Source organism: Dietzia sp. JS16-p6b (assembly GCF_003052165.1).
GTDB lineage: Bacteria > Actinomycetota > Actinomycetes > Mycobacteriales > Mycobacteriaceae > Dietzia.
In genome coordinates, this window is record NZ_CP024869.1 from 3,693,519 (window position 1) to 3,720,309 (window position 26,791).

Annotated in this window: 26 protein-coding genes; 10 read left to right on the top strand and 16 right to left on the bottom strand. The window is 70.3% G+C overall.

What is annotated here, in order from left to right; genetic code table 11:
• Positions 1 to 16: 16 nt before the first annotated feature.
• A complete protein-coding gene (locus tag CT688_RS17070) occupies positions 17 to 1,192 on the bottom strand; it encodes an MFS transporter (protein WP_107757865.1) in 1,176 nt (391 codons plus the stop codon).
• A gap of 73 nt (positions 1,193 to 1,265) precedes the next feature.
• A complete protein-coding gene (locus CT688_RS17075; protein WP_107757866.1) occupies positions 1,266 to 1,904 on the bottom strand; it encodes a MerR family transcriptional regulator in 639 nt (212 codons plus the stop codon).
• A 117-nt stretch (positions 1,905 to 2,021) separates the two neighbouring features.
• Between CT688_RS17075 and CT688_RS17080 the strand changes: the two genes are divergently transcribed.
• Positions 2,022 to 2,573 (top strand): DUF4188 domain-containing protein, encoded by a 552-nt coding sequence (locus tag CT688_RS17080; protein WP_107757867.1) that lies wholly within the window; start codon positions 2,022 to 2,024, stop codon positions 2,571 to 2,573.
• 4 nt (positions 2,574 to 2,577) lie between these two features.
• Here the strand turns inward: CT688_RS17080 and CT688_RS17085 are convergent, their stop codons facing one another.
• On the bottom strand, positions 2,578 to 3,210 hold the full coding sequence (locus tag CT688_RS17085; RefSeq protein ID WP_107757868.1) for a YqgE/AlgH family protein: 633 nt from the start codon (positions 3,208 to 3,210) through the stop codon (positions 2,578 to 2,580).
• Positions 3,211 to 3,283: 73 nt separating this feature from the next.
• Here CT688_RS17085 and CT688_RS17090 point away from each other — a divergent pair, with 73 nt between their 5' ends.
• Positions 3,284 to 4,684, top strand: a complete 1,401-nt coding sequence (locus tag CT688_RS17090) for an MFS transporter (RefSeq protein WP_107757869.1) — start codon at positions 3,284 to 3,286, stop codon at positions 4,682 to 4,684.
• Here the strand turns inward: CT688_RS17090 and CT688_RS17430 are convergent.
• From CT688_RS17430 to CT688_RS17110, 4 genes are all read right to left on the bottom strand, one after another.
• Positions 4,619 to 5,221: a hypothetical protein gene (locus tag CT688_RS17430; protein WP_159078025.1), complete on the bottom strand. Its 603-nt coding sequence runs from the start codon at positions 5,219 to 5,221 to the stop codon at positions 4,619 to 4,621. The genes CT688_RS17090 and CT688_RS17430 overlap by 66 nt on opposite strands.
• Positions 5,218 to 5,676, bottom strand: a complete 459-nt coding sequence (locus CT688_RS17435) for a hypothetical protein (protein WP_159078026.1) — start codon at positions 5,674 to 5,676, stop codon at positions 5,218 to 5,220. The genes CT688_RS17430 and CT688_RS17435 overlap by 4 nt, the downstream gene beginning before the upstream one ends.
• 106 nt (positions 5,677 to 5,782) lie before the next feature.
• Positions 5,783 to 7,063 carry a glycosyltransferase 87 family protein gene (locus CT688_RS17105; protein ID WP_107757870.1) on the bottom strand — a complete coding sequence of 427 codons (1,281 nt, stop codon included), beginning with the start codon at positions 7,061 to 7,063 and terminating at the stop codon, positions 5,783 to 5,785.
• Positions 7,060 to 8,583 carry a CCA tRNA nucleotidyltransferase gene (locus tag CT688_RS17110; RefSeq protein WP_107758305.1) on the bottom strand — a complete coding sequence of 508 codons (1,524 nt, stop codon included), beginning with the start codon at positions 8,581 to 8,583 and terminating at the stop codon, positions 7,060 to 7,062. Before CT688_RS17110 ends, CT688_RS17105 begins: the two co-directional genes overlap by 4 nt.
• Before the next feature lie 349 nt (positions 8,584 to 8,932).
• On the opposite strand from CT688_RS17110, the gene CT688_RS17905 reads away from it, so the two are divergent.
• The 8 genes from CT688_RS17905 (at position 8,933) to CT688_RS17155 (ending at position 19,852) form a co-directional block, all read left to right on the top strand.
• Complete coding sequence (locus CT688_RS17905; RefSeq protein WP_231750420.1) at positions 8,933 to 10,279, top strand: NUDIX domain-containing protein; 1,347 nt, start codon at positions 8,933 to 8,935, stop codon at positions 10,277 to 10,279.
• Positions 10,276 to 12,807, top strand: coding sequence for a hypothetical protein (locus CT688_RS17125; protein WP_107757873.1), 2,532 nt, complete (start codon positions 10,276 to 10,278; stop codon positions 12,805 to 12,807). Before CT688_RS17905 ends, CT688_RS17125 begins: the two co-directional genes overlap by 4 nt.
• A complete protein-coding gene (gene murJ, locus CT688_RS17130; protein ID WP_107757874.1) occupies positions 12,804 to 14,639 on the top strand; it encodes a murein biosynthesis integral membrane protein MurJ in 1,836 nt (611 codons plus the stop codon). The genes CT688_RS17125 and murJ overlap by 4 nt, the downstream gene beginning before the upstream one ends.
• 88 nt (positions 14,640 to 14,727) lie before the next feature.
• The gene (locus CT688_RS17135; protein ID WP_107757875.1) at positions 14,728 to 16,431 is read left to right on the top strand and encodes a protein kinase family protein; all 1,704 of its coding nucleotides are present in this window, start codon (positions 14,728 to 14,730) and stop codon (positions 16,429 to 16,431) included.
• Positions 16,432 to 16,526: 95 nt separating this feature from the next.
• Positions 16,527 to 17,135, top strand: coding sequence for an RNA polymerase sigma factor SigM (gene sigM / locus CT688_RS17140; protein ID WP_231750421.1), 609 nt, complete (start codon positions 16,527 to 16,529; stop codon positions 17,133 to 17,135).
• An 82-nt stretch (positions 17,136 to 17,217) separates the two neighbouring features.
• The gene (gene trxB, locus CT688_RS17145) at positions 17,218 to 18,150 is read left to right on the top strand and encodes a thioredoxin-disulfide reductase (protein ID WP_107757877.1); all 933 of its coding nucleotides are present in this window, start codon (positions 17,218 to 17,220) and stop codon (positions 18,148 to 18,150) included.
• Between the two features lie 78 nt (positions 18,151 to 18,228).
• On the top strand, positions 18,229 to 18,570 hold the full coding sequence (gene trxA, locus CT688_RS17150; RefSeq protein ID WP_107757878.1) for a thioredoxin: 342 nt from the start codon (positions 18,229 to 18,231) through the stop codon (positions 18,568 to 18,570).
• A 91-nt stretch (positions 18,571 to 18,661) separates the two neighbouring features.
• Positions 18,662 to 19,852, top strand: a complete 1,191-nt coding sequence (locus tag CT688_RS17155; protein WP_107757879.1) for an N-acetylmuramoyl-L-alanine amidase — start codon at positions 18,662 to 18,664, stop codon at positions 19,850 to 19,852.
• Here CT688_RS17155 and CT688_RS17160 read toward each other — a convergent pair.
• The 9 genes from CT688_RS17160 to rpmH form a co-directional block, all read right to left on the bottom strand.
• A complete protein-coding gene (locus CT688_RS17160) occupies positions 19,840 to 20,559 on the bottom strand; it encodes a hypothetical protein (RefSeq protein ID WP_107757880.1) in 720 nt (239 codons plus the stop codon). The two genes, CT688_RS17155 and CT688_RS17160, sit on opposite strands and share 13 nt — an antisense overlap.
• A complete protein-coding gene (locus CT688_RS17165) occupies positions 20,556 to 21,656 on the bottom strand; it encodes a ParB/RepB/Spo0J family partition protein (RefSeq protein ID WP_107757881.1) in 1,101 nt (366 codons plus the stop codon). The genes CT688_RS17160 and CT688_RS17165 overlap by 4 nt, the downstream gene beginning before the upstream one ends.
• Entirely contained in the window at positions 21,653 to 22,576 is a 924-nt protein-coding gene (locus CT688_RS17170; protein WP_107757882.1) for a ParA family protein, read from the bottom strand. Before CT688_RS17170 ends, CT688_RS17165 begins: the two co-directional genes overlap by 4 nt.
• Positions 22,577 to 22,690: 114 nt before the next feature.
• The gene (rsmG, locus tag CT688_RS17175) at positions 22,691 to 23,431 is read right to left on the bottom strand and encodes a 16S rRNA (guanine(527)-N(7))-methyltransferase RsmG (protein ID WP_231750422.1); all 741 of its coding nucleotides are present in this window, start codon (positions 23,429 to 23,431) and stop codon (positions 22,691 to 22,693) included.
• A gap of 244 nt (positions 23,432 to 23,675) precedes the next feature.
• The gene (locus CT688_RS17180; protein ID WP_107757884.1) at positions 23,676 to 24,164 is read right to left on the bottom strand and encodes a R3H domain-containing nucleic acid-binding protein; all 489 of its coding nucleotides are present in this window, start codon (positions 24,162 to 24,164) and stop codon (positions 23,676 to 23,678) included.
• Between the two features lie 129 nt (positions 24,165 to 24,293).
• The gene (gene yidC, locus CT688_RS17185) at positions 24,294 to 25,493 is read right to left on the bottom strand and encodes a membrane protein insertase YidC (RefSeq protein WP_107757885.1); all 1,200 of its coding nucleotides are present in this window, start codon (positions 25,491 to 25,493) and stop codon (positions 24,294 to 24,296) included.
• Between the two features lie 13 nt (positions 25,494 to 25,506).
• Positions 25,507 to 25,800: a membrane protein insertion efficiency factor YidD gene (yidD, locus tag CT688_RS17190; RefSeq protein WP_107757886.1), complete on the bottom strand. Its 294-nt coding sequence runs from the start codon at positions 25,798 to 25,800 to the stop codon at positions 25,507 to 25,509.
• Positions 25,797 to 26,162 (bottom strand): ribonuclease P protein component, encoded by a 366-nt coding sequence (rnpA, locus tag CT688_RS17195; RefSeq protein ID WP_107757887.1) that lies wholly within the window; start codon positions 26,160 to 26,162, stop codon positions 25,797 to 25,799. The genes yidD and rnpA overlap by 4 nt, the downstream gene beginning before the upstream one ends.
• 18 nt (positions 26,163 to 26,180) lie before the next feature.
• Positions 26,181 to 26,324: a 50S ribosomal protein L34 gene (gene rpmH, locus CT688_RS17200; protein WP_007629603.1), complete on the bottom strand. Its 144-nt coding sequence runs from the start codon at positions 26,322 to 26,324 to the stop codon at positions 26,181 to 26,183.
• Between the last annotated feature and the right edge of the window lie 467 nt (positions 26,325 to 26,791).

A 26,791-nucleotide genomic window follows, 5' to 3' on the forward strand; every position in this document is an offset into this window, starting at 1 on the left:
GGCGCACCGGCCGGGATCACCGGGCCCGATCGAGCCGCGGCACGACGGGCACCGCCAGTGCGGCGACCACCGCGGCTCCGGCGAAGACCGGCCCATAACCCCACCGGTCGATCCCCGCCGCGAACACCGGGGTGACCGCGGAGATCGCGAGGAACTGCGCGGTGTTCTGGACACCCAACGCGCGCCCGCTCCAGTGGGGACCGGCGTGTTCGGCGACCGCGGTGAAGGCGAGGCCGTTGTCCGCCACGACCAGTACCGCGGCGATCACGGCGAGGGCCACGGCGACGGCCCCTGGTGCACCGAAGACTTCTGCGACCGCCAGGGCGAGCAGTCCCGCGGAGACCGACACTGCCACTGCGCGAAGCGGTGTCAGCCTCGAGCCCACGCGGTCGGAGATCACGCCCACGGCGATCCGCCCGGCCGCCGCCAGGAGTTGCGCGGCCGTCACCACCGCGCCCGCCGAGGCGGGGGACCACCCGTGCCCGAGGACCAGCCACGCGAGCATGAACGACTGCATGAGGGCCTGGGGGAGGACGAGCAGCACGGAGACGCCATGGATCCGGTGCAGGTATCGGGAGGCCCGGTAGGGCGACGTGGCGAGTGTGGTGGACGCGGGGTCGTCGCGGTCCGGTCGCGGAGGATCGATGACGACGACGAGGGCGGCGACCGCCGAGGCCCCCGCCATGACCAGGGGGACGGCCAGGGCTGCACGCAGACCGTGCGAGGCCGCCAGCGCGGGCATCGACATCGCTGCGATCGCCGCCCCGAGGGGTTGAGACATCTGCCGGACGCCCATCGCCATTCCCCGTCGTCGCGCGGGGAACCACCCCACCACGAGCCGACCACTCGCCGAGGCAGCGGAGGCCGAGGCCGCGCCCGCGAGCAGGAAGCACGCCGAGAGCAGGGCCAGGGACGGGGTGATGAGCGCGCCTGCGAGGGCGGCGGTGGTGAGGACGGATCCGCTCACGAGCACGAGCCGCTCGCCGGTCCGGTCGACGAGCCACCCCCACGCCACGAGAGTCAGCGCGGTCCCCACCGAGGGCAGCGCCACCAGCGCGCCCGCCGCGGGGAGCGACAGGCCGACCTCCGTGTGCAGGAAGGGCAGGAGGAACGCCACACCCGCCACGAACACCGAGGCGGAGGACGCGGCGAGCGTGCCGACCCCGAGAATGGCCCACTGACGGGGTGCCACACTATTGTCGTCAGCGGGTCCGGGCCTCACCAGGCCGACAGTACGCCCAGTCCTACTATATGACTAACCAATCTCACTTGTCGGGATCAGCGCGGCCGGTGAGTGCCACGTGCTGCTGCGCGAGCAGACGCAACGCGGTGAGGACGGGCTCGACGAGCACGGTCCCGAGCACCACCTGTCGCACCGCCGCCGCCGGCTCGGACGGGACCGAGGCGACATCGATGCGGGCGATCCGCTCGGCGGCGTCGGCATAGGCGTCCAGACGACCCTCGTCCAACCCGATTCCTGCGTCGTCACACGCACGCCACGCCTGGGCGAGTCGATCGACGATGACGTCGCCGAGATCGACCTGCCACTCCCGGGCGGCGATCCACGCGCGCGTGCGTTCGTCACCGCGGGGCGTGTCCTCCTCCCCAGCCGCGGGCTCGTGCGCCCGTTCTCCCGACAGCGCGTGTTGGGCGGTGGCCATCACGTCCAACCGTCCGACGTCGGGGGTCTCTATGGCCTCCAGCACCCGACCCACCGCCGCCAGATCCAAGCCTCCCACCTCGGACAGCGCCACGACCAGACGGACCCGTTCGACATGGCCGGCGTCGTAGTCGGCCTGGGTGCGGGTCACCGATCGTCCGGGGTGGAGCAACCCTCGACGCAGATAGAACTTGAGTGTCGTCACGGTCGTTCCCGTGACGTCGGCGAGTTCCGAGATTCTCACTCCGCCCCTCTCGACAGCGACGCTCCTTTACTGGATAGTAGCAGTATCCAACACCGGATACCCGAAGTATCCAATTGCCCTCGGCACCGCGCCGTGGCAGCGTCCAGAGGAGTTGACATGGTCACGCGATCATCCAGCCACACGACCCGGGAGCGGCCTCTTCCCGTGACCCACGCCCGGGATGGCGGCCTCGTCGTCTTCCACATCGGCATGACCATCCACCGCCCCCTCCGTCCCGACCTGTGGCTCCCGGTGTTCCGGGCGATGCCCAGGATGCTCGCCGAACTGGAACGCATCCGCATGGCGGCCGACAGGGGAGAGGCCGAGGACGTGGGGTTCCTCGGGGCTCAGACCCTGCTCGGCGCCAACGGCCCCTGGGTTGTCCAGTACTGGAACTCCGTCGATCAGCTCTATTGGTACGCCCGGGACGCCGAGAAAGCACACATGCCCGCGTGGCGCGACTTCAACGCCAGGGCGCGGAGAAACCCGGGGGCCGTGGGGATCTGGCACGAGACCTACGTCGTGGACGAGGGGGGCATCGAGACCTTCTACGGGGATGGCGCTCGGGCGGGGCTCGCCGCCGCGACGGGGACCCTCCCCCTCGGTCGGCGTGGCGCCACCGCGCGCGAGCGGCTGAACGGGAGGACAACCCCGACGTCCGAGGACTGACCGATCAGTTCACGTCCCCGTCGCTGACATAGGTGGCGTAGAGGGGGAGAGGCATCTCCTGGCGGCGGAGCACGGTGCCCCAGACGTCCACGTGCGACGGCCCGAGCAGATCGCTGGGGAGGCTGGGCGCGACGTACCAGTCGCCGCGGTCCAGTTCCCCCTGCAGTTGGCCGGGCGCCCAGCCGGTATAGCCGACGAACACGCGCATCCCCTCGACGTTGTCCCGCAGCTGGTCGGGATCGCTGTCGAGATCCACCACGTGGACCCGTCCTTCGATCTGCTGCAGACCCGAGTAGGTCTCGCCGTCGACCCCCGACGCGAGCACCACCAGCGCGATGCCGGTGTCCGGCTTGACCGGGCCCCCGATGTGGAACACCGCCGGTGGAGCACACATCTCCGCCCAGGCCGGCAGGATCGTCTCGACCGGTGTCTCGCTCCGTCGGGTGATCACCACCCCCAGAGAGCCGGAATGGTCGTGTTCTATCACGTAGATGATCGCCCGCCGGAAGTTGGGGTCCGGCATGTCGGGCGCCGCGATGAGCAGCGAACCGGCGACGGGATCCCGCTTGTCCATCGCGTCGTAGAGGCGGTCACCGAAGAGGCCCCCGCCGCTCAGATCGTCCGGTCCCGTGTCCATGCGACCATGATGCCCGCGCCACCGCCCGACCACATCCCCGTCCCCTCGATCAGGTCTCGCTACGGTGGCTCCCGTGACCTCTCCGACCGCAGGACCGGCCGACACGAGGCGCGGTCGCCTGGCCGCCGCGTTGCGGGAGTCCGACGGGCTCGGCCGCCTGTCCACCGCCCGCCTGGCCGCCCTGCTCAGTGAGGGGATCCACCAGGCCGCGCTCGGCGGGATCGTGCTCTTCAGCCCCGAGTCCGCCACGACCCCGGCCGCGATCGCGGGCGGGTTCGCCGTGATGCTGCTGCCGTACTCGATCGTCGGCCCGTTCGCCGCCGCCGCCCTCGACCGCTGGGACAGACGGGTCGTGGTGGCGGTGGCCGCGCTGATCAGGACGGTCGCGATCATCGCCACGATCGCGCTGATCGCCGTCGGCGCCGTGCATTCGGGTGCAGGGCTCGCCGCGCTGTTCGGTCTGTCTCTGGTGGCGATCGGACTCGGCCGGCTCATCAACACCGGGATGACCGCGTCGATGCCCCGCGTGGTGCCGGAGCGGATCCTCGCGGCCACGAACTCGATTCTCGTCACAGTCGGATCGGTGGTGACAGCGGTCGGTGCGGTCGCGGCGTTCGCGGTCCTCGCGGTGCTGGGCGCAGGCGACGCGGCCGTTTCCTGGACGCTCGTGCCTGCCGTAGTCACCGCCGTCCTGGGAGCGTGGGCCATTGTGGCGCTGCCCCCGCGACACCTCGGACCCGACGACGAGGAGATCACCACGGATTCCGGTGACGGCGTGGCCCGGGATGCGCTGGGGCTGTTCGCCGGGGGTCTGGCCGAGGGCGTGCGCGCCGCCCGCTCCACCACCCTGGTCTGGGTCGCGCTGGCCGGCGTGACGCTCGGTCGGGCCGCCTTCGGTATCACCACGATGCTCGCGGTCCTGCTGCTGCGCGATGTGGAGTCCGAGGGGGGAGGGGGCCCGGTGGTCGCCGGGATGGGCGGCTTCGGGCTCCTGTCCGCGACTGTCGCCGCCGGAATGGGACTGGCCGCGGTGGTGACCCCGTGGGCCATCGCGCGGGCCCGCCGGATCCTGGTCGTCGCGGCCGGCGCGGCCGTGTCCGCGGTGGCCCAGCTGGCGGTGGGGCCCACACTCGACCCCACCGCCCTGGTGGCCGGGGCCCTGGCACTGGGCCTCGGCGCGCAGGTGGTCAAGTTGGTCGCCGACAACGCCATGCAGACCGACGTCCCGGACGCCCGACGGGGCGAGGTGTTCGCACTGCAGGACGCCCTGTTCAACTCGGCGTTCGTCGTGGGGATGATCGTCGTCCTGCCCTTCGTCCCCGCCGACGGCCGCTCGGTGCCCCTCATGCTGGTTCCGGTCGCCCTGTACGTCGTCGCGGCCACGGTCGCCGTCGCGACGGGTCTCCGATCAGGAGCCGAAGCCGAGCGAACCAGCCGCCACCGACCCACCACCGACCGAGCCGCCACCGACTGAACCGCCCCCGACAGAACCCGTTCCCACCGAACCCACACCCGCAGAGCCCGCCCCGACCGAACCGGCGCCCACGGACCCCGCGCCCACGGACCCGGCACCCATCGAGCCCGCGGCGGTCGACCCCGCCGCGGCGGACCCGGCCGCCACGGACCCCGCGCCCAGCGCACCGGCGTCGATGGAGCCCACGTCGACCGAACCGTGGGGAAGCGCCACGTCCAGGTGGCCGTCTCCGTTCGCGTCGATGACCGACATCAGCCCACTGCCGGTGTCCACCGTCAGCGAACCATCTGTCTCGACGATCGGGGGAGCGGGATCCGGAGTCGTTCCGCCCTGTACGGGACCCGGATGCGCCGGGGCAGGTGGCGGGGCCTGATCGGCGGGCGCGGGCGGTGCTCCCGGCCCCGGTTCGATGACCGGGGGAGCGGTCCACCTGGCCCATTCCGACCCGAGCGAACCATGATCGAGGGAGCCGACCGCGTCCGCGAGGAGGGCACCCCAGTCCGGGAGCGCGCCGAGAGCGTCCGAACCGGCCGTCACCGCGCCATCGACGAGCGCACCCGCGCCCGCGGCGCCGGCCGCGAGCGACCCGGCCGCCAGCGAACCCCCACCGACAGAACCCCCACCAACCGAGCCCCACCAACCGAACCACCGCCGACCGAACCACCGCCGACGGACCCCGCACCCACCGAACCCCCGCCAACGGAACCCGCACCCACGGATCCCGCGGCCAGCGCACCGGCCCCGCCCGCGAAGACGTCCCACACCCCGCGGCCCCCCGCGTCCGAGTAGACCTCCTGGGCGCCGGTGCCCACATCGGTCACCACGCGGTCGGCGATACCGTCGCCGGTCGAGTCCCACAGGGCGTCGTCGGCGTGCCCGTCGCCGTCGAAGTCCAGCCACAGCGCGTCTGCGGCACCGGTCCCGAGAGTGAGGTCGGGCGTGCCCTGCCAGTGCGTCGGCTCACCGACGCCGTCTCCGAAGAAGTAGTCCATGCCCGAAATGGTGTCGCGGCCTGGTGGCGCGGGCCAGTGCCGAGCAGCGATCTGTGGACAACCCGACCTCCCTCCACAGAGGGCAGTGACGCTCTTGACCGACCCTTCAGCGGGAGTCGCTGCGCACCAGGAGCACCGGCCTGTCCGGATCCCCGTGCAGATCCGGATCCCCGAGCCGCGCGGCCCGGAGGCCGACGACGACGAGAAAGGCCAACGCCCAGAGGAGATAGGCGTCGCCCACGAGGTGCTGGATCGGCCCCCACGCGAGTTCACGCCCCTCGTCATGGGGGAACCACCACTGTGGTGTCGTCAGGAAGACCACGATGCCGGAGCCCGCCAGGGCGAGCCAGCCACGCTCGTCGTCGTCATCCCTCTCGGCCGCGCGCGCCGCCCACACCGCCGTGAGAACGACGGCCGGCACCGACCAGACCCAGTGGTGTCCCCAGGACACCGGCGAGCAGAACAGCGCGACGAACCCCACCGCGACGGCGGCGGCGACCTCGTGCCCGTGGCGCAGCAGCCGCCACGCCACCCAGGCGATACCCAGGCCCACCAGCGCGGACACCACGAACCACGCCACCGATGCCGCCGAGCCCTCGAGACCGAGGCGGTACACGAACCCGTTGACCGACTGATTGGAGGAGAACGACAGTGCGCCGATTCGGGCGGGATCCCGGATCGCGAACGACCAGTAGCGGGCCGAGTCGGCCGGGGTCAGCAGGTGACCGAGGCCGGTGAAGGCGAGCGCGGCGAGGACCGCGGTCCCCAGACCCCTCCAGTCGCGACGCAGCGCGAAGTACAACAGGAACACCGCGGGGGTGAGCTTGATCGCCATCGCCAGGCCGGTGAGGATCCCGCCCCACCAGCGACCCCGGCCACGGATCACGTCCACCAGCACCAACGCCATGAGGAAGACGTTGATCTGCCCGAACCCGATCGTCTCGCGGACCGGTCCGAACCACAGCGCGACGGCCATCACCGCGACCGTGAGCCACCACAGCTCGCGGACCGGACGAGCACAGGTGCGGCTGAGGACCAGCTGCACCACGGAGGCGAGCACGGCGATGGTGGCCAGCGTGATGACGACCGAGGCCACCGCCAACGGGACGAGCGTGAACAAGGCGAAGATCTGGGCCGCGAGCGGGGGGTAGGTGAAGGGCAGGTGGGCCCCCTCCGCCAGCCGGGGCAGTTCGCCGTAGAGATCGCCGCCGTCCCGGAACACCTGCCCGCCGACCCGGTAGACGTCCAGGTCGATGCGGTACGGGGGGAGGTTCTGGAGGCCCGGGATTCCGACCGTGTGGAGGACCGTACCGAGCGTCGCCAGGACGGCGGCCACGGCCCTGCCCGCGGTCGAGCCGAGATAGCGGTCGACCGCGCCGCCGATCACGCCGGGTCGCCGTTCTGCGGGTCTGTGCTCCGCTCGGCCCACCACCGGAGGAGTTCGGCCTCCGCCTCGTCGCGGTCGAGTGGGCCGCGGTCCAGGCGCAGTTCCTTGAGGAAGGCCCAGGCCCGGCCGACGTCCGGCCCGGGCTTGAGGTCGAGCAACCGCATGATCTCGTTGCCGTCGAGGTCCGGTCGGACGCGGGCCAGATCCTCCTTCTCCGCGATCTCGGCGATCCGGTGTTCGAGGGAGTCGTAGCTGGCCTGGAGCCTGGCCGCGCGCCGTTTGTTCCTCGTGGTGCAGTCCGCGCGCACCAGCCGGTGGAGGCGGGGGAGCAGATGTCCCGCGTCGGAGACATAGCGGCGCACGGCGGAGTCGGACCACTGCCCCTCGCCGTACCCGTGGAAGCGCAGGTGGAGGAACACCAGCCCCGAGACGTCCTCGATCATCTGCTTGGAGTATTTGAGTGCACGCATGCGCTTGCGCACCATCTTGGCGCCCACCACCTCGTGGTGGTGGAAGGTCACCCCGCCGCCCGGTTTGGCCGCGCGCGTGGCCGGCTTGCCCACGTCGTGCAGCAGCGCGGCCCAGCGCAACACGAGGTCAGGGCCGTCCGGTTCGAGGTCGATGGCCTGCCGCAGCACGGTGAGCGAATGCCAGTACACGTCCTTGTGCTGCATGTGCTCGTCGCGTTCCAGCTTCATCCCCGGCACCTCGGGCAACACGCGGTCGGCCAACCCGGCCTCACAGAGCATGTTGATCCCGTCGATCGGGTAGTCCCCCAGGATGGTCTTGTCCAACTCGGTGCGGACCCGCTCGACGGTGATCCTGTCGATCTCGGCGGTCATCTCCGACATCGCCCGGAACACCCGGGGGGCGAGGGAGAAACCCAACTGGGAGACGAACCGGCAGGCCCGGAGCATGCGCAGCGGATCATCGGAGAACGACTGCTCCGGGGCCGCAGGGGTGTCCAGGACCCCCGCGAGCAGGGCCTCCATCCCGTCGAGGGGGTCACAGAACTCGTGACGTCCGTCCGGGTGCAGCCGCACCGCCATCGCGTTGACCGTGAAGTCGCGACGGACCAGGTCTCCCTCCAGGGTGTCCCCGAAGACCACGTCGGGATTGCGGGTCACCCCGTCGTAGGAGTCCGCGCGGAACGTGGTGATCTCGATCTGCTGCTCGACACCACCGGCGTCATGCTTGACCGCCGACAGGGTGCCGAACTCGATACCGGTGTCCCACACCGTGTCCGCGTAGGTCTCGAGGATCCCCCGGACCGTCTCGGGCCGCGCGTCCGTGGTGAAGTCCAGGTCCGTGCCGAGTCGGCCCAGAACGGCGTCGCGCACACTCCCGCCGACGAGGTAGAGCTCGTGCCCGGCCTCGACGAACGCCGACGCGAGAGGAGCGAGCACGTCCGCGTGATCGTTGAGAGTGGACTGGGCGCCCGCCAGGAGCCGGACCCGCCGCGCCTCGGACTCGGTCGGGTCGGGCGGGGTGCCCGGGCCGTCCTGCAGTCCCGAGAACACCGCCGCATCGTGTCGGTCCGAGGTGGCGCGCGGATCTGGGTGGGGGTTGCGGGCTGTCACAGCGGAGACCTTACCGAGTCGGTCCGCCCGCCTCGGACCACAGCGGCTCCACGGCCTCGACCACCGGGGGCCGCTCAGCAGCTCCCCCGACTCCTCGAGGCACGCCGGGTACGCGGGGTCACCCCGGAACTCCTGTGCTGCGGCGGCGTCGGGGAAGTGCTGGAACACCACCAGGGCGTCGGGGTCGGCATGGGACGCGCAGAACACAGACGCCCGGCGTCCGGACCGATCCACGGGCGGCACGCCGACGATTTACGGAACACCCGACACCGGCCGGTAGCATCGATGGGTGTCTGAAGCCGAACGCCCCGACGAACCGCGCGCCAACCCGCCGCGGCGTCGGCGTGCCCGTCGGCCCGCCGGATCGGGAACACCGGCGTCCGAACCCGCTGGTCAGGGTTCTCAGCGTCCGGCGCACGGGCAGGGCAAGGCCCCGGAGAGCCGGGACGCCCAGGGTGGCCAGGGGCAGAAGTCCGGCAGATCCGGCCAACCCGCGCAGTCCGACCACGCCGGTCAGTCCGGCGGCGGGCAACCCCGTCAGGGCCGGCGCCGTCGCCGCGGTGGCCGGGGCCGGCGGGGCGGACAGGGCAGGACGCCCGAGGCCCAGCGCACCACCCCCGGCGCGGAGGGCGGCGCTCCCGCACAGTCGACCCAGACGGTCAGGTCCGGCGACGGCGCCGCCGGCGCGACCTCGGCGCGACCGTCCTCGCGCACTCCCCGCGGCCAGAACCGGACCAGGTCCGGATCCGCCCAGTCCGCGGCCGCGAACCCCTCTCGCTCCGCGACCCCGGCCAAGACGGGCGCGAAGGGCACGAAGGGCGCCAAAGGCACTGCCAGGCCCGGTTCCACGCCGGGTGGGAAGCCCACGTCGAAGATGCCCGGTTCGAAGGGGACAGGAAACAAGGGGACAGGGACCAAGAACCCCCGGGGAGGTCGCGGGGGAGGACGGCACCCACGGAACGGTCAACGCCTGCGGACGGTGCTCGAGACCTCCGCCGGCGGCCTCGTGGTGCGTGGTCTCGGACAGGCGGCCGCGGCCGGCGCGGAGCCGGACCTCTCCCGTCTCGAGGTCGCTCTGATCGGGCGGCTCGACCGGCGGGGACGCATGCTGTGGTCGATGCCCAAGGGCCACATCGAACCGGGTGAGACCGTGGAGGAGACCGCCCGTCGCGAGGTCCTGGAGGAGACCGGCGTGGACGGGACCGTGCTGGCCCCGCTCGGCACCATCGACTACTGGTTCGTCGCCGAGGGCCGGCGCATCCACAAGACGGTCCATCACCATCTCATCCGCTACGACCACGGCGAGCTGTGCGACGAGGACCCGGAGATCACCGAGGTCGAGTGGGTCGCCTTCGATCACCTACCCCGGCGGCTCGCCTATCCGGACGAACGGCGGCTCGTGGAGTCCGCGCGGTCCCTCCTACCGGATCTGGCGCGCGCCGAGCTGGCGGGTAGATCCCCGGTGGCGCAGACCTCTCAGGTCGTGGACCCGTCCCGGCGCGCGGGCGGCCCCGCACCGGTCCGTCGATCCAGGACCTCCGGGTCGCCCGGGGCGGCGGCCGGGCGGCGGACCGGAACAACCCCCGGGAACGGTGACGGGCCCCCCCGGGACGATCCGGAGGACTCTCGGCCGTGAACCGGTGGCCGGGTGGGCGGCTCGTCCGGGCGGTCGTCCCGGCGTCGTTGTGCGCGGCGCTGGTCTCGGCCCCGCTGTGGGGTGTCCAGCCGGTCCGCGCCCTCACCCCCGAACAGGCGATCGACGCGGGGTACGTCCCCAACCCGGCGCCGGCCCTCGCACGGATCACGATCGATGACATCACGCCCCGCGTCCTGGACGGCGCCGGGGCCGGCGGGCAGCTGGCCGTCGGCACGGAGGCCGGGGTCCCCACCGTCACCGTCTCGGGAACGATCATCAACGTCGGTGACGTCCCGCTCGAGTCGGTGGACGTCCGGCTCCAACGAGGCCCGCGCTCTCCCGACGCGGAGTCCGTCCGCGAGCCCCTCGTGTGGTCGGAGCCGTCGTTCCCCGTGCAGGGGGATTTCCTCCGGGCGGCGGTGAGCCTCGCCCCCGGGGAGTCGGTGCCCTACCGGGTCTCACTGCCCGCGCGGGAGATCCCCGGTGATCCCGGTCCGGACCTGCAAATCACCGAGCCGGGCGTCTATCCGCTCCTCGTCAACGTCAACGGCACGCCGGAGGGCGGGTCGCCGGCGCGCCTCGACGACGCCCGGACCCTGATCCCCGTCCTCCAGGCCCCGCCTCCCGCGCCGATACCGGGTGTCGACGACGAGGTGGGCGCCGCTGCGCCGGCGGATGCGCCGGCCCCGGCACCGGTCCCGCTCACCGTGCTCTGGCCGCTGGCCGCTGCGCCCTCCCGCATCGCCCTCGTCCCCGGTGAGGCGGGTCCCGAACCCGTGGTGGCCCTCACCGACGGATCGCTGCCACACGACCTCTCGGACGAGGGGCGGCTCACCGGTCTGGTCCGGGCGGCATCGGCCGCCTTCGAGGGCCCCGCGGGTGAGGAACTCCGCCGGGCGACCTGCCTCGGGGTGGACCCCGATCTGCTCGGAACCGTCGCCGAGATCGCGGAAGGTCGTGCGGTCCTGATCGACGAGAGCAGCGGCCCCCGTGTTCCCGGGGAGCGGGAGGGCGGCGACGAGCAGGTGGGGCCCACCGTCGACGAGGCGCTGAGGGAGGACGCCTCCCGGTGGTTGACCGAACTGCGCACGCTTGCCGAGGGCGCGTGCGTGCTGTCTCTGCCGGCAGCGCAGGCGGACCTGGATGTGGTGGCCGCCGTCGGTGACACCACCCTGACCGCCGCGGCGCTGGATCGCTCCGACTCGGTGCAACGGATCCTCGAGGTGGTCCCGGTCCCCGGCGTCCTCGTCCCCGCGTCGGGCACGCTGGCCCCGGGGACGGCCCGGGCACTGTCCGGTGGCGGGGGTACGGCGATCGTCGCCGCCCCGTCCACCCGTACCGACACCGGGGTGGTCCCGCCCCCGGGGATGGTCGCGTTGGCGGGGACCGACGGTGGGCGGGCGCTCACCTACTCCGCCGCGGTGGGTGCCTCGCTCGCGGCGACCGGCGGTAGACCGGAGAACCCGCGCTACTCGGACCCCTCGAGCCGGTACTGGCTCGATGTGGACACCCCGCCCGCCCGACTGCAGGACGCGAGGGCGGCGATCCTGGCCCCGGTGATCGACGCCGCCGCCGCCACCGCGCCGGACGCCACCGCCAGCGCGGTCGAGCAGGGGGTCCTCGCGGTCCCGCCCCAGGTCTGGGACATCGACTCCGATTCCGCGGGTTCACTCCTCGAGACGCTCGGTGACCAGCTCGCCACCGGCCGCATGCGTGCGGTGTCACTGCCGGACCGGCTGGCCGGTCCCGTGACGATTCCCGAGGGAAGCCTCGCCGAGGATCCCACCGGCGCCCCGGACCCCGGGCTGGCCGACCCCTTCGCGGACGATCCCGCAGGGGACACCGTCGGACGGTTGACGGCGGCGCTCGCGGGAACCGGCACGCTGCGGTCCCTTGTCGACACCTCCGACCCGACCGCGGCGGAGGCGTCCGCCCACCTCTCCCCGCTGGTGGGTGACGCCCTGCGGGCGATCTCGGAGACCGGTCGGCGCGCGGGCGGCGACGGGCTCACCCTCGACACGGGAACCGGCGCGGTGGCCCGGGACCGGGGCGCGGCCCGTCTGGTCCGGCTCGGCGAGACGGTGTCCGCGTCGCTCGCGCGTGTCGATCTCCTCACCCCGGGCAGCGTGTTCACCATGGCCAGTCCCAACAGTCCGCTCATGCTGGTGACCCGCAACGCCCTGCCGTTCCCCGTCCGCGTCGACGTGACGGTCACCGCGCCCGAGGACATCACCGTCGACCCGGTCGGCCTCATCCAGATCCCGGCCGCGGGTTCCCGGACCCTCCAGGTCCCCACCCAGTCCGACTCGGAGGGCGGGGTGCGCCGCACCGTGGTCTTCTCCCTCCACGGGCCGGACGGGACGCGGCTGTCCGACCCGGTCGAACTGTCGGTCCAGTCCGGGGGGTACCCCGTGGCCCAGGGATTCGCGATCGCGGCGGCCGCGCTCGCCCTCGTCCTCGGGGGCCGCCGGTACCTGCGCTACCGTCGGGGGATCCTCGACCCCGCGGACGAAGGGCACCGACCGTGACCGACGAGCAGGGTTCCCGCGAACCCGGGCTGCGTAGACCGGACCCCGGATTGCGGGGCCGCCGCCGCGAATCGGGCAGTTGCGTCTCGACCCGCCCGGTCTCGCCGCCGCCCGTGGCCGACTCCTTCGCGCCGGACTCGGTACCCGCGGACCCCGTGGTCCCGGTCCCGGCGGCCCCGACGACCCGGGGCGGGGGGACCGGTCACACCACCCGCGACTCCTCCGATGCCTCGGTGATGCGGTCCACCGGATCGATGGCGGTGGCGAACCTCGCGAGCAGGATCACCGGTTTCGTGCGGATGATCCTCATCCTCACCATCCTCGGCCCCGCCGTCGCCTCGGCGTTCAACACCGCCAACACTCTGCCCAACATGATCACCGAACTCGTCCTGGGGTCGGTCCTCACCGCCATGTTCATGCCCCTGTTGGCCCGCGCCGCCCAGGAGGACCCGGACGGGGGGGTGTCGTTCATCAGGCGGCTGCTCACGGCCACCTCGTTGTTGGCGCTGGTCGCGACGGTCGTGGCCGTGGCATGCGCGCCGCTGCTCACCGAGCTCAACCTCGGTGACGGCGAGGTCAACACGGACCTGGCCACGGCCTTCGCGTTCCTGCTGCTGCCGCAGATATTCTTCTACGGCGTCTTCTCGGTCATGCTCGCCGTGCTCAACTACAACGGGATCTTCCGGCCGGGTGCCTGGGCCCCGGTGTGGAACAACCTCGTGGCCATCGCGACCCTCGCGCTCTTCGCGGTCGTCGGCAGTGGCATCGACCCCGCGGCACCGGTGAATCTCCTGAGCGCACCGATCCTGCTGCTCGGCCTGGGCACGACCCTCGGAGTGGTGGTCCAGGCGGCGGTCCTGCTGCCCGCGCTGCGCCGCGCCGGCGTGGTGCTGCGCCCCCAGTGGGGACTGGACCCCCGGATCCGCCAGTTCGGCGGCAACGCCCTGGCCGGGCTGGCGTACGTGTTCATCTCGCAGGTCGGTCTGGTCATGACCAACCGCATCGGTTCCGCGGCCGACGAGGCGGCCATCGCCATCTACGGCACGTACTGGCTGCTGCTGCAGGTGCCGTACGGGATCATCGGCGTGACCCTGCTGACGGCCATCAACCCGCGGTTGGCCGACAACGGCGTCGCCGGGCGCACGGACGCGGTCGTGCGGGACATCTCCCTCGGCACCAGGCTGTCCCTCTTCGGGCTCGTGCCGATCATCGCCGTCATGACGGCCTTCGGTCCCACGATCGCCACCGGCCTGTTCCGGTACGGCAACTTCGACGCCCAGAATGCCGAGATCCTGGGCCTGACACTCGCTTTCGGGGCGTTCACCCTGGTGCCGTACGCGGTGGTCCTCCTCCAGCAGCGCGTGTTCTACGCGCGCGAGGACTACTGGACCCCCACCGTCATGATCCTCGCGATCACCGTCGTCCGCGTGGTCCTGTCACTCATCGTCCCGATGGTGGCCGACGAGCGCTCCCACGTGGTGATCGGCCTCGCCCTGGCCAACGGGATCGGCTGGGTCGTGGGCGCGGTCGCCGGGTACGTCCTGCTCCGGCGCCGGCTCGGCTCCCTGCGTGGGCGCGAGACGGCGACGTCAGCGGTCTGGACGGTGGGGGCGTCGGCCGCAGGAGCTCTCGTCGCCCTCGCCGTCGACACCCTCCTGCCCATGGACGCACTGACCGACGCGGTCGGAAGCATCGGGTTCGTGGTCCGGGCCGGGCTCGCCGCGGTCATCACCCTCGTGGTCACCGGTCTGATCCTGTCCCGGTCACGCCTCCCGGAGCTGGACGCCGTCGCACCCGTCCTCCGAGGCCTGGTGGGGCGTCTGAGGCGATAGTCGTGTCCCGGGACGCGCGGGCCGTACACTCGGAGCATCAGGAGCGGGCGGATAGGCAGGACGGCCGCGTCGTCGAGGAGGTCTACGGGTGGGCGATGTGAACGGTGTTCCGGGGCAGGGTTCGCCCTCGGGCCCACCGCGCCTGACCGTCGGGGGACTGGTATCGGGAGGGCGCTACCAACTCCTCGAATCGCACGGCGGAGTGGTCGGCCAGGCGTTCTGGCGCGCCCGTGACAAGCGACTCGGTCGCGATGTCGCGCTGATCTTCGTCGACCCTCTACCCGGGGAGGACCCCCCGGGCTCGGCGACGGGGGTCCTGGACCGCACGGTCGCCCTGACCCGCGTGTACTCGGACGGCCTCGCCCGGGTGCTCGACGTCATCCGCGGCCGCGCCGGGGGCATCGTGGTCTGCGAATGGATACCCGGCCGCAGCCTCGCCGCCGCTGTCGGTGACCCGGACCCCGATTCCGCCGTGGCCGCGATGTGGGGGCTGGCCGACGCCGCCACCCGTGCGGCCCAGAATGGCCTGATCCTGGGATTGGACTCACCGGACCGCATCCGCGTCACCGAGGACGGGCGCGCCCTGCTGGCGTTCCCCGGCGTCCCCGGCGACAGTGACGCCAGGAGCGACGTCCGGGGCCTGGGGCGGGTCCTGTACGCGCTTCTGACCGGTCGGTGGCCCGGGCCCCTGCCGGCGGGATCCGAGGTCCACGAGCCCCTTGACGGGCGTCCCCCCGCCGCCCCTCTTGACGACGACGACGAGCCGATCGATCCCGCCGTCGTCGGTGCCGGCGTCCCGCCCGACTCCGCGGTCCTGGCCATGCGGTCCCTCGACGGATCGTCGGTGAGTTCGGCCGCCACCGTGCGGTCGATGATCTCCGATCGCGTCGGTGTGGTCGACCGGCCGGGGAGCGGCGCGCGGGGGGGCACTCCGCGCCCGCAGACCACGCACCTGCCGACCACCGGCGGACCGGGGTCGGACGGGACTCACCCGCACGGGCATTACGCGGGCGGGTCCTACGCGGGCGCGTCTCACATGGACGGGGACGACACCGCGCGGGAGGGCGAGGCCTACTCGCCGCCCGACGAGGCGACCCTGACACGTCGCTGGCGCATCATGGCCGGCACGGGGGCCGTGGCCGTGGTGGTGATCGCACTGTTGTCCGCCTGGATGCTCGGCGCGCTCGCCGGTGGCGGTGACGACACGCCACTGTCCCAGCAACTCGACGCGATCGAACGCGCCGCCCAGGAGAGCAGGTCGGCGGCGACCGAACAGCCGACCCCGGACGGCTCGGAAACGGGGGAGGCCGAGCCCACCCGGGCGGCGCCCACCACACCCGTCAGGGTCCTGGATGTCACGTCGTGGCAGCCCGCCGGGTCACCCGGCGTCGCCGAGAACTCCTCGAGTGCCCCGAACGTCGTCGACGGTGACAGGTCGACCTCGTGGTCCACCGACACCTACCGCAACCAACTCGGTGACGGCGGAGCCGCCTACAAGCCCGGGGTGGGGCTCCTGCTGACCCTCGACGGCGAGCAGGAGACCCGCCGCGTGGTGGTGCACTCGGCGGACGACGGGGTGGAGTTCGAGGTACGGATCGCCGAGAGCTCCTCGCCGGACTCACTCGACGACACGACCCTGCTCGGTGAGGGGACCATCCGGGATGGGTCGGGCACCGTGACGATCGACGATCCCGAGGACGCGGAGTATCTGATCGTGTGGTTCACCAGACTCGGAACCTCCGGGCCCGAGTCGTTCAGCGCGTCCATCAGCGAGGTACAACTCACCCGGTGAGCCCCCGCGGCCACCTCGTCCGGGGGCCGCCGACCTCGCCGCCGTCGCCGAGGTGGCAGCCCCACCGGGGCACGCTCCGCGTTAACGTGAGCGCCGTGAACACCAGTGCCGTCGACGACTTCTCCGCGGTCACGGGACGCCCCATCACCACGGCCGGGTCCCCGCTCACCGATGTCGAGCTCCTCGATGCACACGTCGCCGGGGACCCTGACGCCTTCTCCGCCCTGGTCCGGCGCCACTACGACTACCTGTGGCGGCTGGCCATCCGGACCTCCTTCAACCGCGAGGACGCCGCCGAGGCGCTGCAGGACGCGCTCGTCTCGGCTTACCGGAAGGCGGACACCTTCCGCCACGCCTGTCCCGTCCAGGGCTGGCTCTACCGCATCGTGGTCAACGCCTGCCTCGACAAGATGCGGGCCCAGCGCCTGCGCACCCACTCCGAGCTGACACCCAGACTGCACGAGGAGATCTCACTTCGAGATCACTTCTACCAGGATCCCGCTTACGCGATCATCGTCGCCGAGGCGCTGGCGGAGCTGCCGCCCGACCAGCGTGATGCGGTCGTCGTCGTCGACATGCTCCGCTGCTCGGTGGCCGAGGCCTGCCACCTGCTCAACACCCGCCCCGGCACCATCAAGAGCCGGTGTTCGCGGGGGAGGGCGAAGCTCAGCGTGCTCCTCGAAGGGGTCACCCTCACCGGTTGAGGGAACAACACGGACCCGCAGGGTGTTGTCGCCATAGTAGATCCGGTTCAACCGCCCACCCGCCAAGGAGCCCGAAAAACCCATGAGCGACACCCTCCACGACGTCATCATCGTCGGATCCGGCCCGGCCGGGTACACGGCCGCCATCTACTCCGCCCGGGCCGAGCTCGCCCCTGTGGTGTTCGAGGGTTCGCAGTTCGGCGGCGCGCTCATGACCACCACGGAGGTCGAGAACTTCCCGGGCTTCGCGGAGGGCATGATGGGCCCCGACCTGATGATGCAGATGCGGGAGCAGGCGGAACGTTTCGGCGCGGACCTCCGCATGGAGGACGTGACGTCGATGGACCTGGCCGGCGAGGTCAAGATCGTCCGGGTGGGCCAGGAGGAGCACCGGGCTCGCGCGGTGATCCTCGCGATGGGCGCAGCCGCACGCTACCTCGGCGTCCCCGGGGAACAGGAGTACCTCGGGCGCGGCGTGAGTTCGTGCGCGACCTGCGACGGATTCTTCTTCCGCGACAAGCCGATCGTCGTCGTGGGTGGTGGCGACTCCGCTATGGAGGAGGCAACCTTCCTCACCAAGTTCGGCTCATCCGTGACCGTCGTCCACCGACGGGAGGAGTTCCGCGCCTCCAAGATCATGCTCGAGCGGGCGAAGGAGAACGAGAAGATCTCGTTCGTCCTCAACACCACGGTCGACGAGGTCCTCTCCGGCGCCAGCGGAACCGTCGAGCGCCTGCGTCTGCGCAACACCGTCACCGGCGAGACCAGCGAACTCGAGACCGCGGCGATGTTCGTCGCGATCGGCCACGACCCGAGGTCCGAGTTGGTCCGAGACCAGGTGGAGGTCGATGAGGACGGCTACGTGCTTACAGGGCAGACCACCGCCACCTCGATCCCGGGTGTGTTCGCCTGCGGCGACCTGGTGGACCACCGCTACCGGCAGGCCATCACCGCTGCCGGTTCGGGGTGCGCCGCCTCGATCGACTCTGAACGTTGGCTCGCCGAGCAGGCCTGACACCCAGCGCCGGCGTTCCGGACCCCTGAGACCGCGTCACCCGGATCCGCACACCTCACCCCGAAAGGACCCACCACAATGGCCGTGAACACCCCGAACATCATCGACGTGACCGAGGACGACTTCGCCGAGTCCGTCCTCGCCGCCAGCGGGTCCAAGCCCGTGCTGGTGGACTTCTGGGCCACGTGGTGCCGTCCCTGCACGATGATGGCCCCGGTTCTCGACGAACTCGCCGGTGCGGAGTCCGACAAGCTGACGGTCGCCAAGGTCGACGTGGAGACCAACCAGGAGCTCGCCGCCGAGTACCAGATCACCGCCATCCCGGCGATGCTGCTGTTCTCCGAGGGAAAGCCGGTCAAGCGCATCACCGGCGCCAAGTCGAAGTCCGCGCTGCGCACCGAACTCGGCGACGTGCTCTAGCCGCCGCCCCACTCGGGTGCGTGCCGGGCACGTCCGCGCCTGAGGCGGTAAGTTCATCCGGGTACCCAGTCGAGTGGAGCGGAGGAGAACCATGGCGTGGCGACGCGGTGACCGTGGGCCCGAGGTGGCCTCGATCCGGGCGACCCTCGCGGGTATGGGCCTGCTGCACAACATCGATTCCGTCGGGCTCACCGAGCCGGAGACGGGTTCGGTCCTCGCCCGGACCGATGCCGTCTTCGACGCCGATCTGGAGACCGCCGTGCTGGCGTTCCAGCAAGCCCGTGGACTGATCTCTGACGGCATCGTGGGCCCGTCGACCCAGGCGGCGCTCCGCGACGCCACCTACGTTCTGGGGACCCGCGACCTCAGTTACATCGTCTCCAAGCCCATGGCCGGGGACGACGTCGCGCAGTTCCAGCGACGGCTCGGTGAGCTCGGCTTCTACGCGGGACTGGTCGACGGGACCTTCGGGCCTCTCACCCACGCCGCCGCGACCGATTTTCAGAGGGACTGCGGTCTTCACCCCGACGGCGTCGTAGGCGCGGAGACCCTTGACACCCTGAGCAAGTTCTCGACGCTGTTCAAGGGTGGCGACGTCTCGTCGCTGGTAGAACGAGAGCGCGCGCGGACCTCCGGCCCGATGCTCGCCGGCAAGCGTATCGTGCTGGATCCCGGGCCCAGCGGGTCGGAGAACCCGATCCGCATCGACACCCCGCTCGGAACGATCACGGATGCCGAACTGTTGTGGGACATCACCCGTCGGCTCTCTGAGCGGATGAACCAGGCCGGCGTCGAGGTCTTCCTCTCGCGACCCGAGGCCATGATCCCGACGGACCCGGAACGGGCCGAGATCGCCAACGCGTTCAACGCCGATCTCATGATCTCTCTCCGCCTGGACCGGCATCCCAACCCGGTCGGCAACGGGATCGCCACGTTCTACTTCGGCAACTCCCTGGGAGCCGAGTCGATGCTCGGGGAAGCTCTGTCCGGCTTCATCCAGCGGGAGATCGTCAGTCGTACCGACCTCCGTGACTGTCGCACCCACGGGCGGAGTTGGCCGCTTCTCCGGATGACGCGGATGCCCTCCATCCAGATCGTCCTGGGGTACGCCCACAATCCCGGTGATCTGTCCATCCTCGGGGACCGTGCGGCCCAGGACACCATCGTCGACTCGATCCTGGTCGGGGTGAAGCGTCTCTACCTCCTCGACGAGGACGATCACCCCACGGGTTCCATGTCCGTCAACGAGCTGATCGACTACGAGCAGCGTCAGCGGGACTGACGGCGCGCCCGTGGGGCCTGAGGGGCCGCGAGCGGGATGTCCTCACCGTGCCGCGCGGTCGCCCCGGACAACACCCGCAGAGTCCTGGTGGCGAATCCCCGCTCGGCGAAGAGCTGATCGAGCGCTCTCTCCACGTCGGCCTTCCAGAGGTGATCGCTCTCGATGTCGAGGCGGAGTCGAGGATGGGTCTCGTGCTCGGCCACCACGGTGAAACCATGCTCGACGAGGAAGCCGGTCGGCGCGATGCACGACTCGGAACCGCACATGTCACGTGACAATACGTCCCCGGTATCCGAGGCCGAGATCCCGAATGCCTCGATCGCCTTGATGCCGCGTCGGCGAAGGTCGGACACCACCGCGTCGAGCAGCGAGGTGGGAGCACCGCCCGGCGCACCATCTTCGATACTCATCCCCGCCAGCAGGATGGCGTCCGAGCCCACCGGTGACGTCGGGAAGCATGCTGCACGAGGAACCATGGCCGGCGGCGCATAGAACGCAGCGCCGGTCGCGCGGTCACCCTCACGCGCGACCTGACCGCACACTCCCCATTCCAGGGAGACGTGCGAGATCCAGGCCTCCTTCTCGAACTCCGGATCTCCCGGCTGATCGTCGCTGTGCTGCCCATCGGTCTGCCAGTACACGCACCTGCGAGCACGCGGTCCCAACTGGTCCACGGCCGAGAGGTCGAGTGGTCGGATCGAGTTCATCGTGACGGACCCGGCGACCCGCCCTCGAGCAGCGTCAGGACCCGGTGGAGATCGTCGGCGTCCCCCACATCTATGGTGATCCGTCCCTTACGCCGGCCCATCGTGACGGACACCGAGGTCTCGAAGCGGTCGGACAGTCTGCCCGCGACCGCCTCCAGCTCGGGGTTCCGGCGTCGGCCCTGACGAGTGGGGGAGGTAGTCGGGGCGGGGCCGTTCCCCTCTCTGTTCAGCAGCGTGACGATCTCCTCAGTCGCCCGGACCGACAAGCCCTCCGCCACGATCCGCGCTGCGAGTTCGTCCTGGGCCGACACCCCGGCTTCCACTCCGAGGAGTGCCCTCGCATGTCCCGCCGACAAGACGCCCGCGGCCACTCTGCGCTGGACTGCGGTCGGCAACTGAAGGAGGCGAATGCTGTTGGTGATGGCCGGTCGGGATCGACCGATCCGGTTCGCGAGTTCGGCCTGGGTGACGTCGAACTCCTCGAGCAGTTGCTGATATGCCGCCGCCTCCTCGAGGGGATTGAGCTGGACCCGATGGATGTTCTCCAGAAGTGCGTCCCGGAGCAGGTCTTCGTCGTCGGTCTGCCGGACGATCGCCGGAACGGTCTGGAGCTCCGCCCGCTGGCTCGCCCTCCACCGCCTTTCACCCATGATGAGCTGATAACGATCGGCCGCGATCTCGCGGACGACGATCGGCTGGAGGAGCCCGAACTCCTTGACCGAGTGTGCCAGCTCGGCCAGTGCCTCCTCGTCGAAGTGAGTCCGCGGCTGTCTGGGGTTGGGTTCGATCGCGGAGGGGGCGATCTCACGGTAGACCGCCCCCGGATCCACCAAGTCGTCGGTTTCACGTGAAACCGTGGTGTCGTCGGCATTCTGGGCGGCCGGTCGTTCACCCGAGCCCGCAGGGGATGCCGTGGCGGACGGGGCGGGGCCTGACCCTGTCGACCGCGGTTTCGGGGGAGTGGTCCTGGGCCCACCGCTGCGCGGCCCGAGGATCACGTCTGCCGCGTCGCTACCCAACCGCGGACCTTCGTCCGGTCCGGTGGGGATCAACGCCGCCAGCCCACGACCGAGCCCGCCCCTCCGTTGCTGACTCATCGCGTGCCCTCCGTACCGGTCGATGCCCGGGTGGCCTCACCATGTGACGCCACCCGATCACTGCGCTCGTTCAGCTCTTTCGCCGCATCCAGGTACGCCAGCGCCCCTCGGGATCCCGCGTCGTACTGGAGTATCGTCATCCCGTACCCGGGCGCCTCAGACACCTTGACGCTGCGTGGGATCACAGTCCGCAGGACGGCGGCGCCGAAATGGTTCCTGACCTCTCCCGCGACCTGTTCGGCGAGCTTGGTGCGTCCGTCATACATCGTCAGCATGATGGTGGAGATCCGGAGTTCCCGGTTGAGGTGCTGCTGGATCAGTTCCACGTTGCGCAGCAGCTGGCCGACACCCTCGAGGGCGTAGTACTCGCACTGGATCGGGATGAGGACCTCACTGGCGGCCACCATGGCGTTCACGGTGAGCAGCCCCAGAGAGGGCGGACAGTCGAGGAAGACGTAGTCGATACCCAAGGACACCAGGTCGTCCATGTTGAGGACCTCGGCGAGCCGGCGTTCCCGGTGTTCCAGCCCGACCAACTCGATCTCCGAACCCGCCAGATCGATCGTCGCCGGGATACAGAACAGCCGCTCAGCGTGCGGGCTGCGCTGCATGAGATCCTCCACAGCGCTCTCCCACATCAGAAGCTCATAGCTCGACGGCGTCCCCTCCCGGTGGTCCACTCCGAGTGCGGTGCTGGCGTTTCCCTGCGGGTCCATGTCGATCACCAGGACCCCGAGTCCACCGAGCGCGAGAGACGCCGCGAGATTGACTGTCGAGGTGGTCTTTCCCACGCCGCCCTTCTGGTTGGCGATGGTGATGATCCGGGGATGGGATGGCCTGGACAGCGGGGGAGAGTCCCCGTGCAGAAGCTCGTTCGCCTGCCGCGCGGCGGCGAAGATCGGCGTCTCGTGTTCGGACATCCGTCACCTTTCAACTACGTGTGAGGGCAAGTGGGGCCCAGAGGTCTTCACGGCGTATGGGCGCGTTGTCAGTGTTTCACGTGAAACCGACATCCACCCCCGCGAGCCATGCAGTCACCGCCCACCACGAGAACCACGCACGCGGGACCGACTGCCACGGCTACCCACTCTAGTCGTGAGGGTAGCGATGACCAGCCTCGTCTCCTCGGCATCCGGCGCGGATACGATCTCGACCTCCACGTCGTCGAACCCGAGTCGCCGGAGCGCATGCCGGTCCCTCTCCACCTCGTCGGCGGCGGACGCCCCCTTCAACGCCACCATCCTCCCACCCGATCGGAGCAACGGCGCAGACCACCCGGCGAGCTTGGCCAGCGGGGCCACGGCGCGGGAGGTCACCACGTCTGCTCCGCCCACCTCGGCGACGACGGACTTCTCCTCGGCTCGTCCCCGGACGACCCGGACGTCTATCCCGAGATCGTCGACCACCTCCTGGAGGAACGTGGACCGACGGAGCAGCGGTTCGACCAGGGTCACACGGAGGTCCGGACGAGCGAGAGCCAGGGGGATACCAGGAAGTCCGGCCCCGCTCCCGATGTCCACCACTGTCTCGCCGTCGGCCAGCGCAGCGGCGGCGGCCGCGCTGTTGAGGACGTGCCGGTCCCACAGACGTGGGCGTTCGCGGGGCCCCATCAATCCTCGCTCCAGGCCCGCGGTCGCCAGGAACCGGACATACTTCTCGGCGAGCTCGAGGCGGTCACCGAAGACCGACTCCGCCCCTTCCGGCACCCCGGCAGCATCCTCCGCCACAGGAGAGGGCGGGGTGTCCTCCGAGACCTCGCCCGGGGGATCTGTCACACGATCACCTCGCTCGCCGTCACGTGTCGTTTCTCCGGCAGTGTCCCTATTCATCTTCCCCACATCCATATTCGGCAGATGGACCGACCGGTTTCACGTGAAACCACGTCGGAATAACACACGTGTAAGACGTCGCCGCTCCCGGTCGCCGCCCGCGCACGACACAGGGGCGCGGGCTGCGCGCCCACGCCCCTGCACATCCCGCCGAGCCACCTCCCGCGGACCCACGGCCTCAAACGAGAAGTCACTCCGGCAACACAATGACCCTTCGATTCGGCTCGGCGCCCGTCGAGTCCGACGACACGCCGTCGATCTCCGCGATCGCGTCGTGGATGATCTTCCGCTCGAACGGAGTCATCGGTTCGAGTTCCTCGGACTCCCCCGTCTCGAGAACCCGTTGCGCAGCCACCCGGCCGGCCTCCGTCAGTGCCTCCCGCTTGGCGGCCCGCCATCCCGAGATGTCCAACATCAACCGACTTCGATCGCCCAACTCCTGCTGGACGGCCAACCTGGTCAGCTCCTGGACCGCGTCCAGAACCGAGCCGTCCGATCCCACGAGGAGATCGAGGTCCTCACCGCCGTCAATGCTCACGACCGCGCGGTCACCCTCGACGTCGAGATCGATGTCCCCGTCGAAATCCAAGATGTCCAAGAGCTGTTCGAGGTAATCGCCGGCCACCTCGCCCTCCTCGACAAGACGCTCCTCCGACACCTCGATGTTCTTCTTCGACATGGATCCGCCTCCGTCATCACCGCCGATCGCCGGTCCCGTCGTGGCCGGCGAGTAACTCTCCCAAGTATGGGACAAGGTCCCCGATCGCGGAGAATCGGGGACCTTGTCGGCCGTCTCACTGACCCGGGGTCAGCGCTTGCGTTTCTTCTTCTTGCCCTTGCCGCCTCCGCCGCCACCCTTCTGGGCGGGGCGGGTGCGTTGGCCGCCGGGTCGTTGAGGTCTCTGACCCGGCCTCGGGGCGGAGCCGGGAGCCGACTCGGGAGCATCGCCGACGACCGCCGGGGCCGCTGTCGTACCGTCGTCGTCCGGCGAAGCGACGCCAGTGGCCGCTGCCTGTGGCGCCACGGCGGTACCCGCCGCGGACCCCCGGCCCCTCTTCGGATTGACGGGCTTCACCCCGACCCTGGGCGCGAGGGACTTCTGCTCCTCACGGCGCTTGAGGGCGGCGGCGTCATCCTCCTTGGCCATCTTCTCGAAGAGGTAGTACTGCTGACCGAGGGTCCACAGGTTGTTGGTGACCATGTAGACGAGGATGGCCAGCGGCCAGAACGCACCGGTGACCAGGATGCCGATGGGGAAGGCCCACAGCATCAACTGGTTCATGATCTTGGCCTGCGGGTTCGCCGCGGCCTCAGGGGACTGGCGCGAGAGCGAGATCCTCGCGTTGAGGTGGGTCGTGACCGCCGAGATGATCATCAGCGGGATGGCGACGACGATGATGTTCCACCGCTGGAAATCCAGCGCCGCGCCGGGATCGACGAACGCCTGGAACTGCTCGACGGGCTGGGAGATGAACGAGGACAGGGGAGAGCCGAACAACCGGGCGTCGAGGAAGCTCTGGACCTCGTCCGCATTGAAGACGTAGTTGCCGGTGTTCCGCGTCTCCTCCGCGGTCATCCCCAAGGCGCCGAAGTTGTTCCCCATCCGGTTGAAGGACCGCAGGACGTGGAACAGACCGAGGAACACCGGGATCTGGATGAACATCGGCAGGCATCCGAGAACGGGGTTGAACCCCTCGGCCTTCTGCAGCTTCCGTGTTTCGGTCGCCAGCTTCTCCCGGTCGTTCTTGTACCGTTTCTGCAGCTCCTTCATCCGCGGCTGCATCTCCTGCATCTTCCGCGAGAAACGGATCTGCTTGGCCGCCGGCCAGAACAGCAGGATGCGGAGGGTCACCACCAAGAAGATCACGGAGAGTGCCCAGATGGCGCCGTTGGAATCCGGTGCCTCCACCCAGGGGAGGAACCCCCCGAGGAACGCGAAGATCTTGTGCCAGAACCAGAGGATCCCGGAGATCGGGTAGTAGACCAGAGGGTCGGTGATGAACGACATCGGTGGTGGAGTCCTAGCTTCGTTCGGGATTGTCGGGATGCTGGTGGCCCCCGGAATGGTCAGGGGCGCGGGGTTCGGGGACCGGATCCCAACCGCCGGGAGTCCACGGTCCGCACCGCAGCAGACGCCACACCGCGAGCCACGTCCCGTACCACGCGCCGTGCACTCGAACCGCCTCGACAGCGTAGTTGCTGCAGGTGGGTTCGAACCTGCAGCTCGGCGGGGTCAGCGGCGAGATGCCCTTCTGATAGAAGTCGAGCAACCACAGCAGTATCCGGGCGACGGGGCCCTGTCGGCTCTCGGTCATCGCCCTGCCTCCCGGGCCCGCGACACGGCGGAGGTGAGACCGGTCCGCATGTCGCGGAGTAGATCGGCGTGGGAGGCCGAGGCGGCAGCCGGATTGGCCCGGACCACAACCAGGAGATCGGAATCGAGCCCGGGGAGGACTTCCGATGCGATGTGACGAAGCCGCCGGCTGACACGGTGGCGGGTCACCGAGTCCCCGACGGCTTTACTGACGACCAGGCCGAAACGAGGTCCGCCCACGCGGACATCGGAGGAGTCCACGTGGGCGTGTACGACCATGGTCCGGCGGCCCTTCCTGGCACCCCTTCGCACCACCGCCGCGAAATCAGCGGACCGGTGGAGCCGATGGGTCCTGGGAAGCACACGCCACCCCGACCCGGATCAGGCCGTCAACGAGGCGCGGCCCTTGCGGCGACGGGCGCCGACGATGCCGCGGCCGGCGCGGGTGCGCATCCGGAGCCGGAATCCGTGCACCTTGGCACGACGACGATTGTTCGGCTGGAAAGTCCGCTTGCCCTTGGCCATGGCTGGCTCCTCACGTGAAGTAGGCGCCTCGTGTGCGCCCGATCCGGTTCCTGATGACGTCGAAACACCGCTGTCGGGCGGTACCGCGACGCGACGCGCGCCCCTCAGGCGCGCGACAGACCGTTCAAGATTACGCGCATGACGGCGTGCCCACCAAACCGCTCGAAACCACAGGCACCATCCGTACCATCTCGCTGGCCACCGCAACACGCCGGGACCGTCGGTGCTTGACATCCGCCCTCCAGTTGATCTTGAGGGTTGCCCACGAGTTCACGGTGTTGTTACCGTCATTCATCATCGAGCCCCACGGGGGCCGCCTAACGTCACGACAATGCAGAACGACCACGCAGAACCCACGTAGAACGACGACGCACGAGATCCCACCTTCGCACCACCCAGTCCGAACCCGTCAAACGGGGGCGGTCTGTCTTCCACATCTGTGGACAACCGTGTGGATACCTCAGTAG

Excerpts from the sequence above, each read along its gene's own strand:
- CT688_RS17080 (WP_107757867.1), top strand. The coding sequence starts at position 2,022 with ATGGTCACGCGATCATCCAGCCACACGACCCGGGAGCGGCCTCTTCCC.
- CT688_RS17085 (WP_107757868.1), bottom strand. The coding sequence starts at position 3,210 with ATGGACACGGGACCGGACGATCTGAGCGGCGGGGGCCTCTTCGGTGAC.
- CT688_RS17435 (WP_159078026.1), bottom strand. The coding sequence starts at position 5,676 with ATGGACTACTTCTTCGGAGACGGCGTCGGTGAGCCGACGCACTGGCAG.
- trxB (WP_107757877.1), top strand. The coding sequence starts at position 17,218 with ATGAGCGACACCCTCCACGACGTCATCATCGTCGGATCCGGCCCGGCC.
- trxA (WP_107757878.1), top strand. The coding sequence starts at position 18,229 with ATGGCCGTGAACACCCCGAACATCATCGACGTGACCGAGGACGACTTC.
- CT688_RS17155 (WP_107757879.1), top strand. The coding sequence starts at position 18,662 with ATGGCGTGGCGACGCGGTGACCGTGGGCCCGAGGTGGCCTCGATCCGG.
- CT688_RS17160 (WP_107757880.1), bottom strand. The coding sequence starts at position 20,559 with ATGAACTCGATCCGACCACTCGACCTCTCGGCCGTGGACCAGTTGGGA.
- CT688_RS17165 (WP_107757881.1), bottom strand. The coding sequence starts at position 21,656 with ATGAGTCAGCAACGGAGGGGCGGGCTCGGTCGTGGGCTGGCGGCGTTG.
- CT688_RS17170 (WP_107757882.1), bottom strand. The coding sequence starts at position 22,576 with ATGTCCGAACACGAGACGCCGATCTTCGCCGCCGCGCGGCAGGCGAAC.
- CT688_RS17180 (WP_107757884.1), bottom strand. The coding sequence starts at position 24,164 with ATGTCGAAGAAGAACATCGAGGTGTCGGAGGAGCGTCTTGTCGAGGAG.
- yidC (WP_107757885.1), bottom strand. The coding sequence starts at position 25,493 with ATGTCGTTCATCACCGACCCTCTGGTCTACTACCCGATCTCCGGGATC.
- yidD (WP_107757886.1), bottom strand. The coding sequence starts at position 25,800 with ATGACCGAGAGCCGACAGGGCCCCGTCGCCCGGATACTGCTGTGGTTG.
- rpmH (WP_007629603.1), bottom strand. The coding sequence starts at position 26,324 with ATGGCCAAGGGCAAGCGGACTTTCCAGCCGAACAATCGTCGTCGTGCC.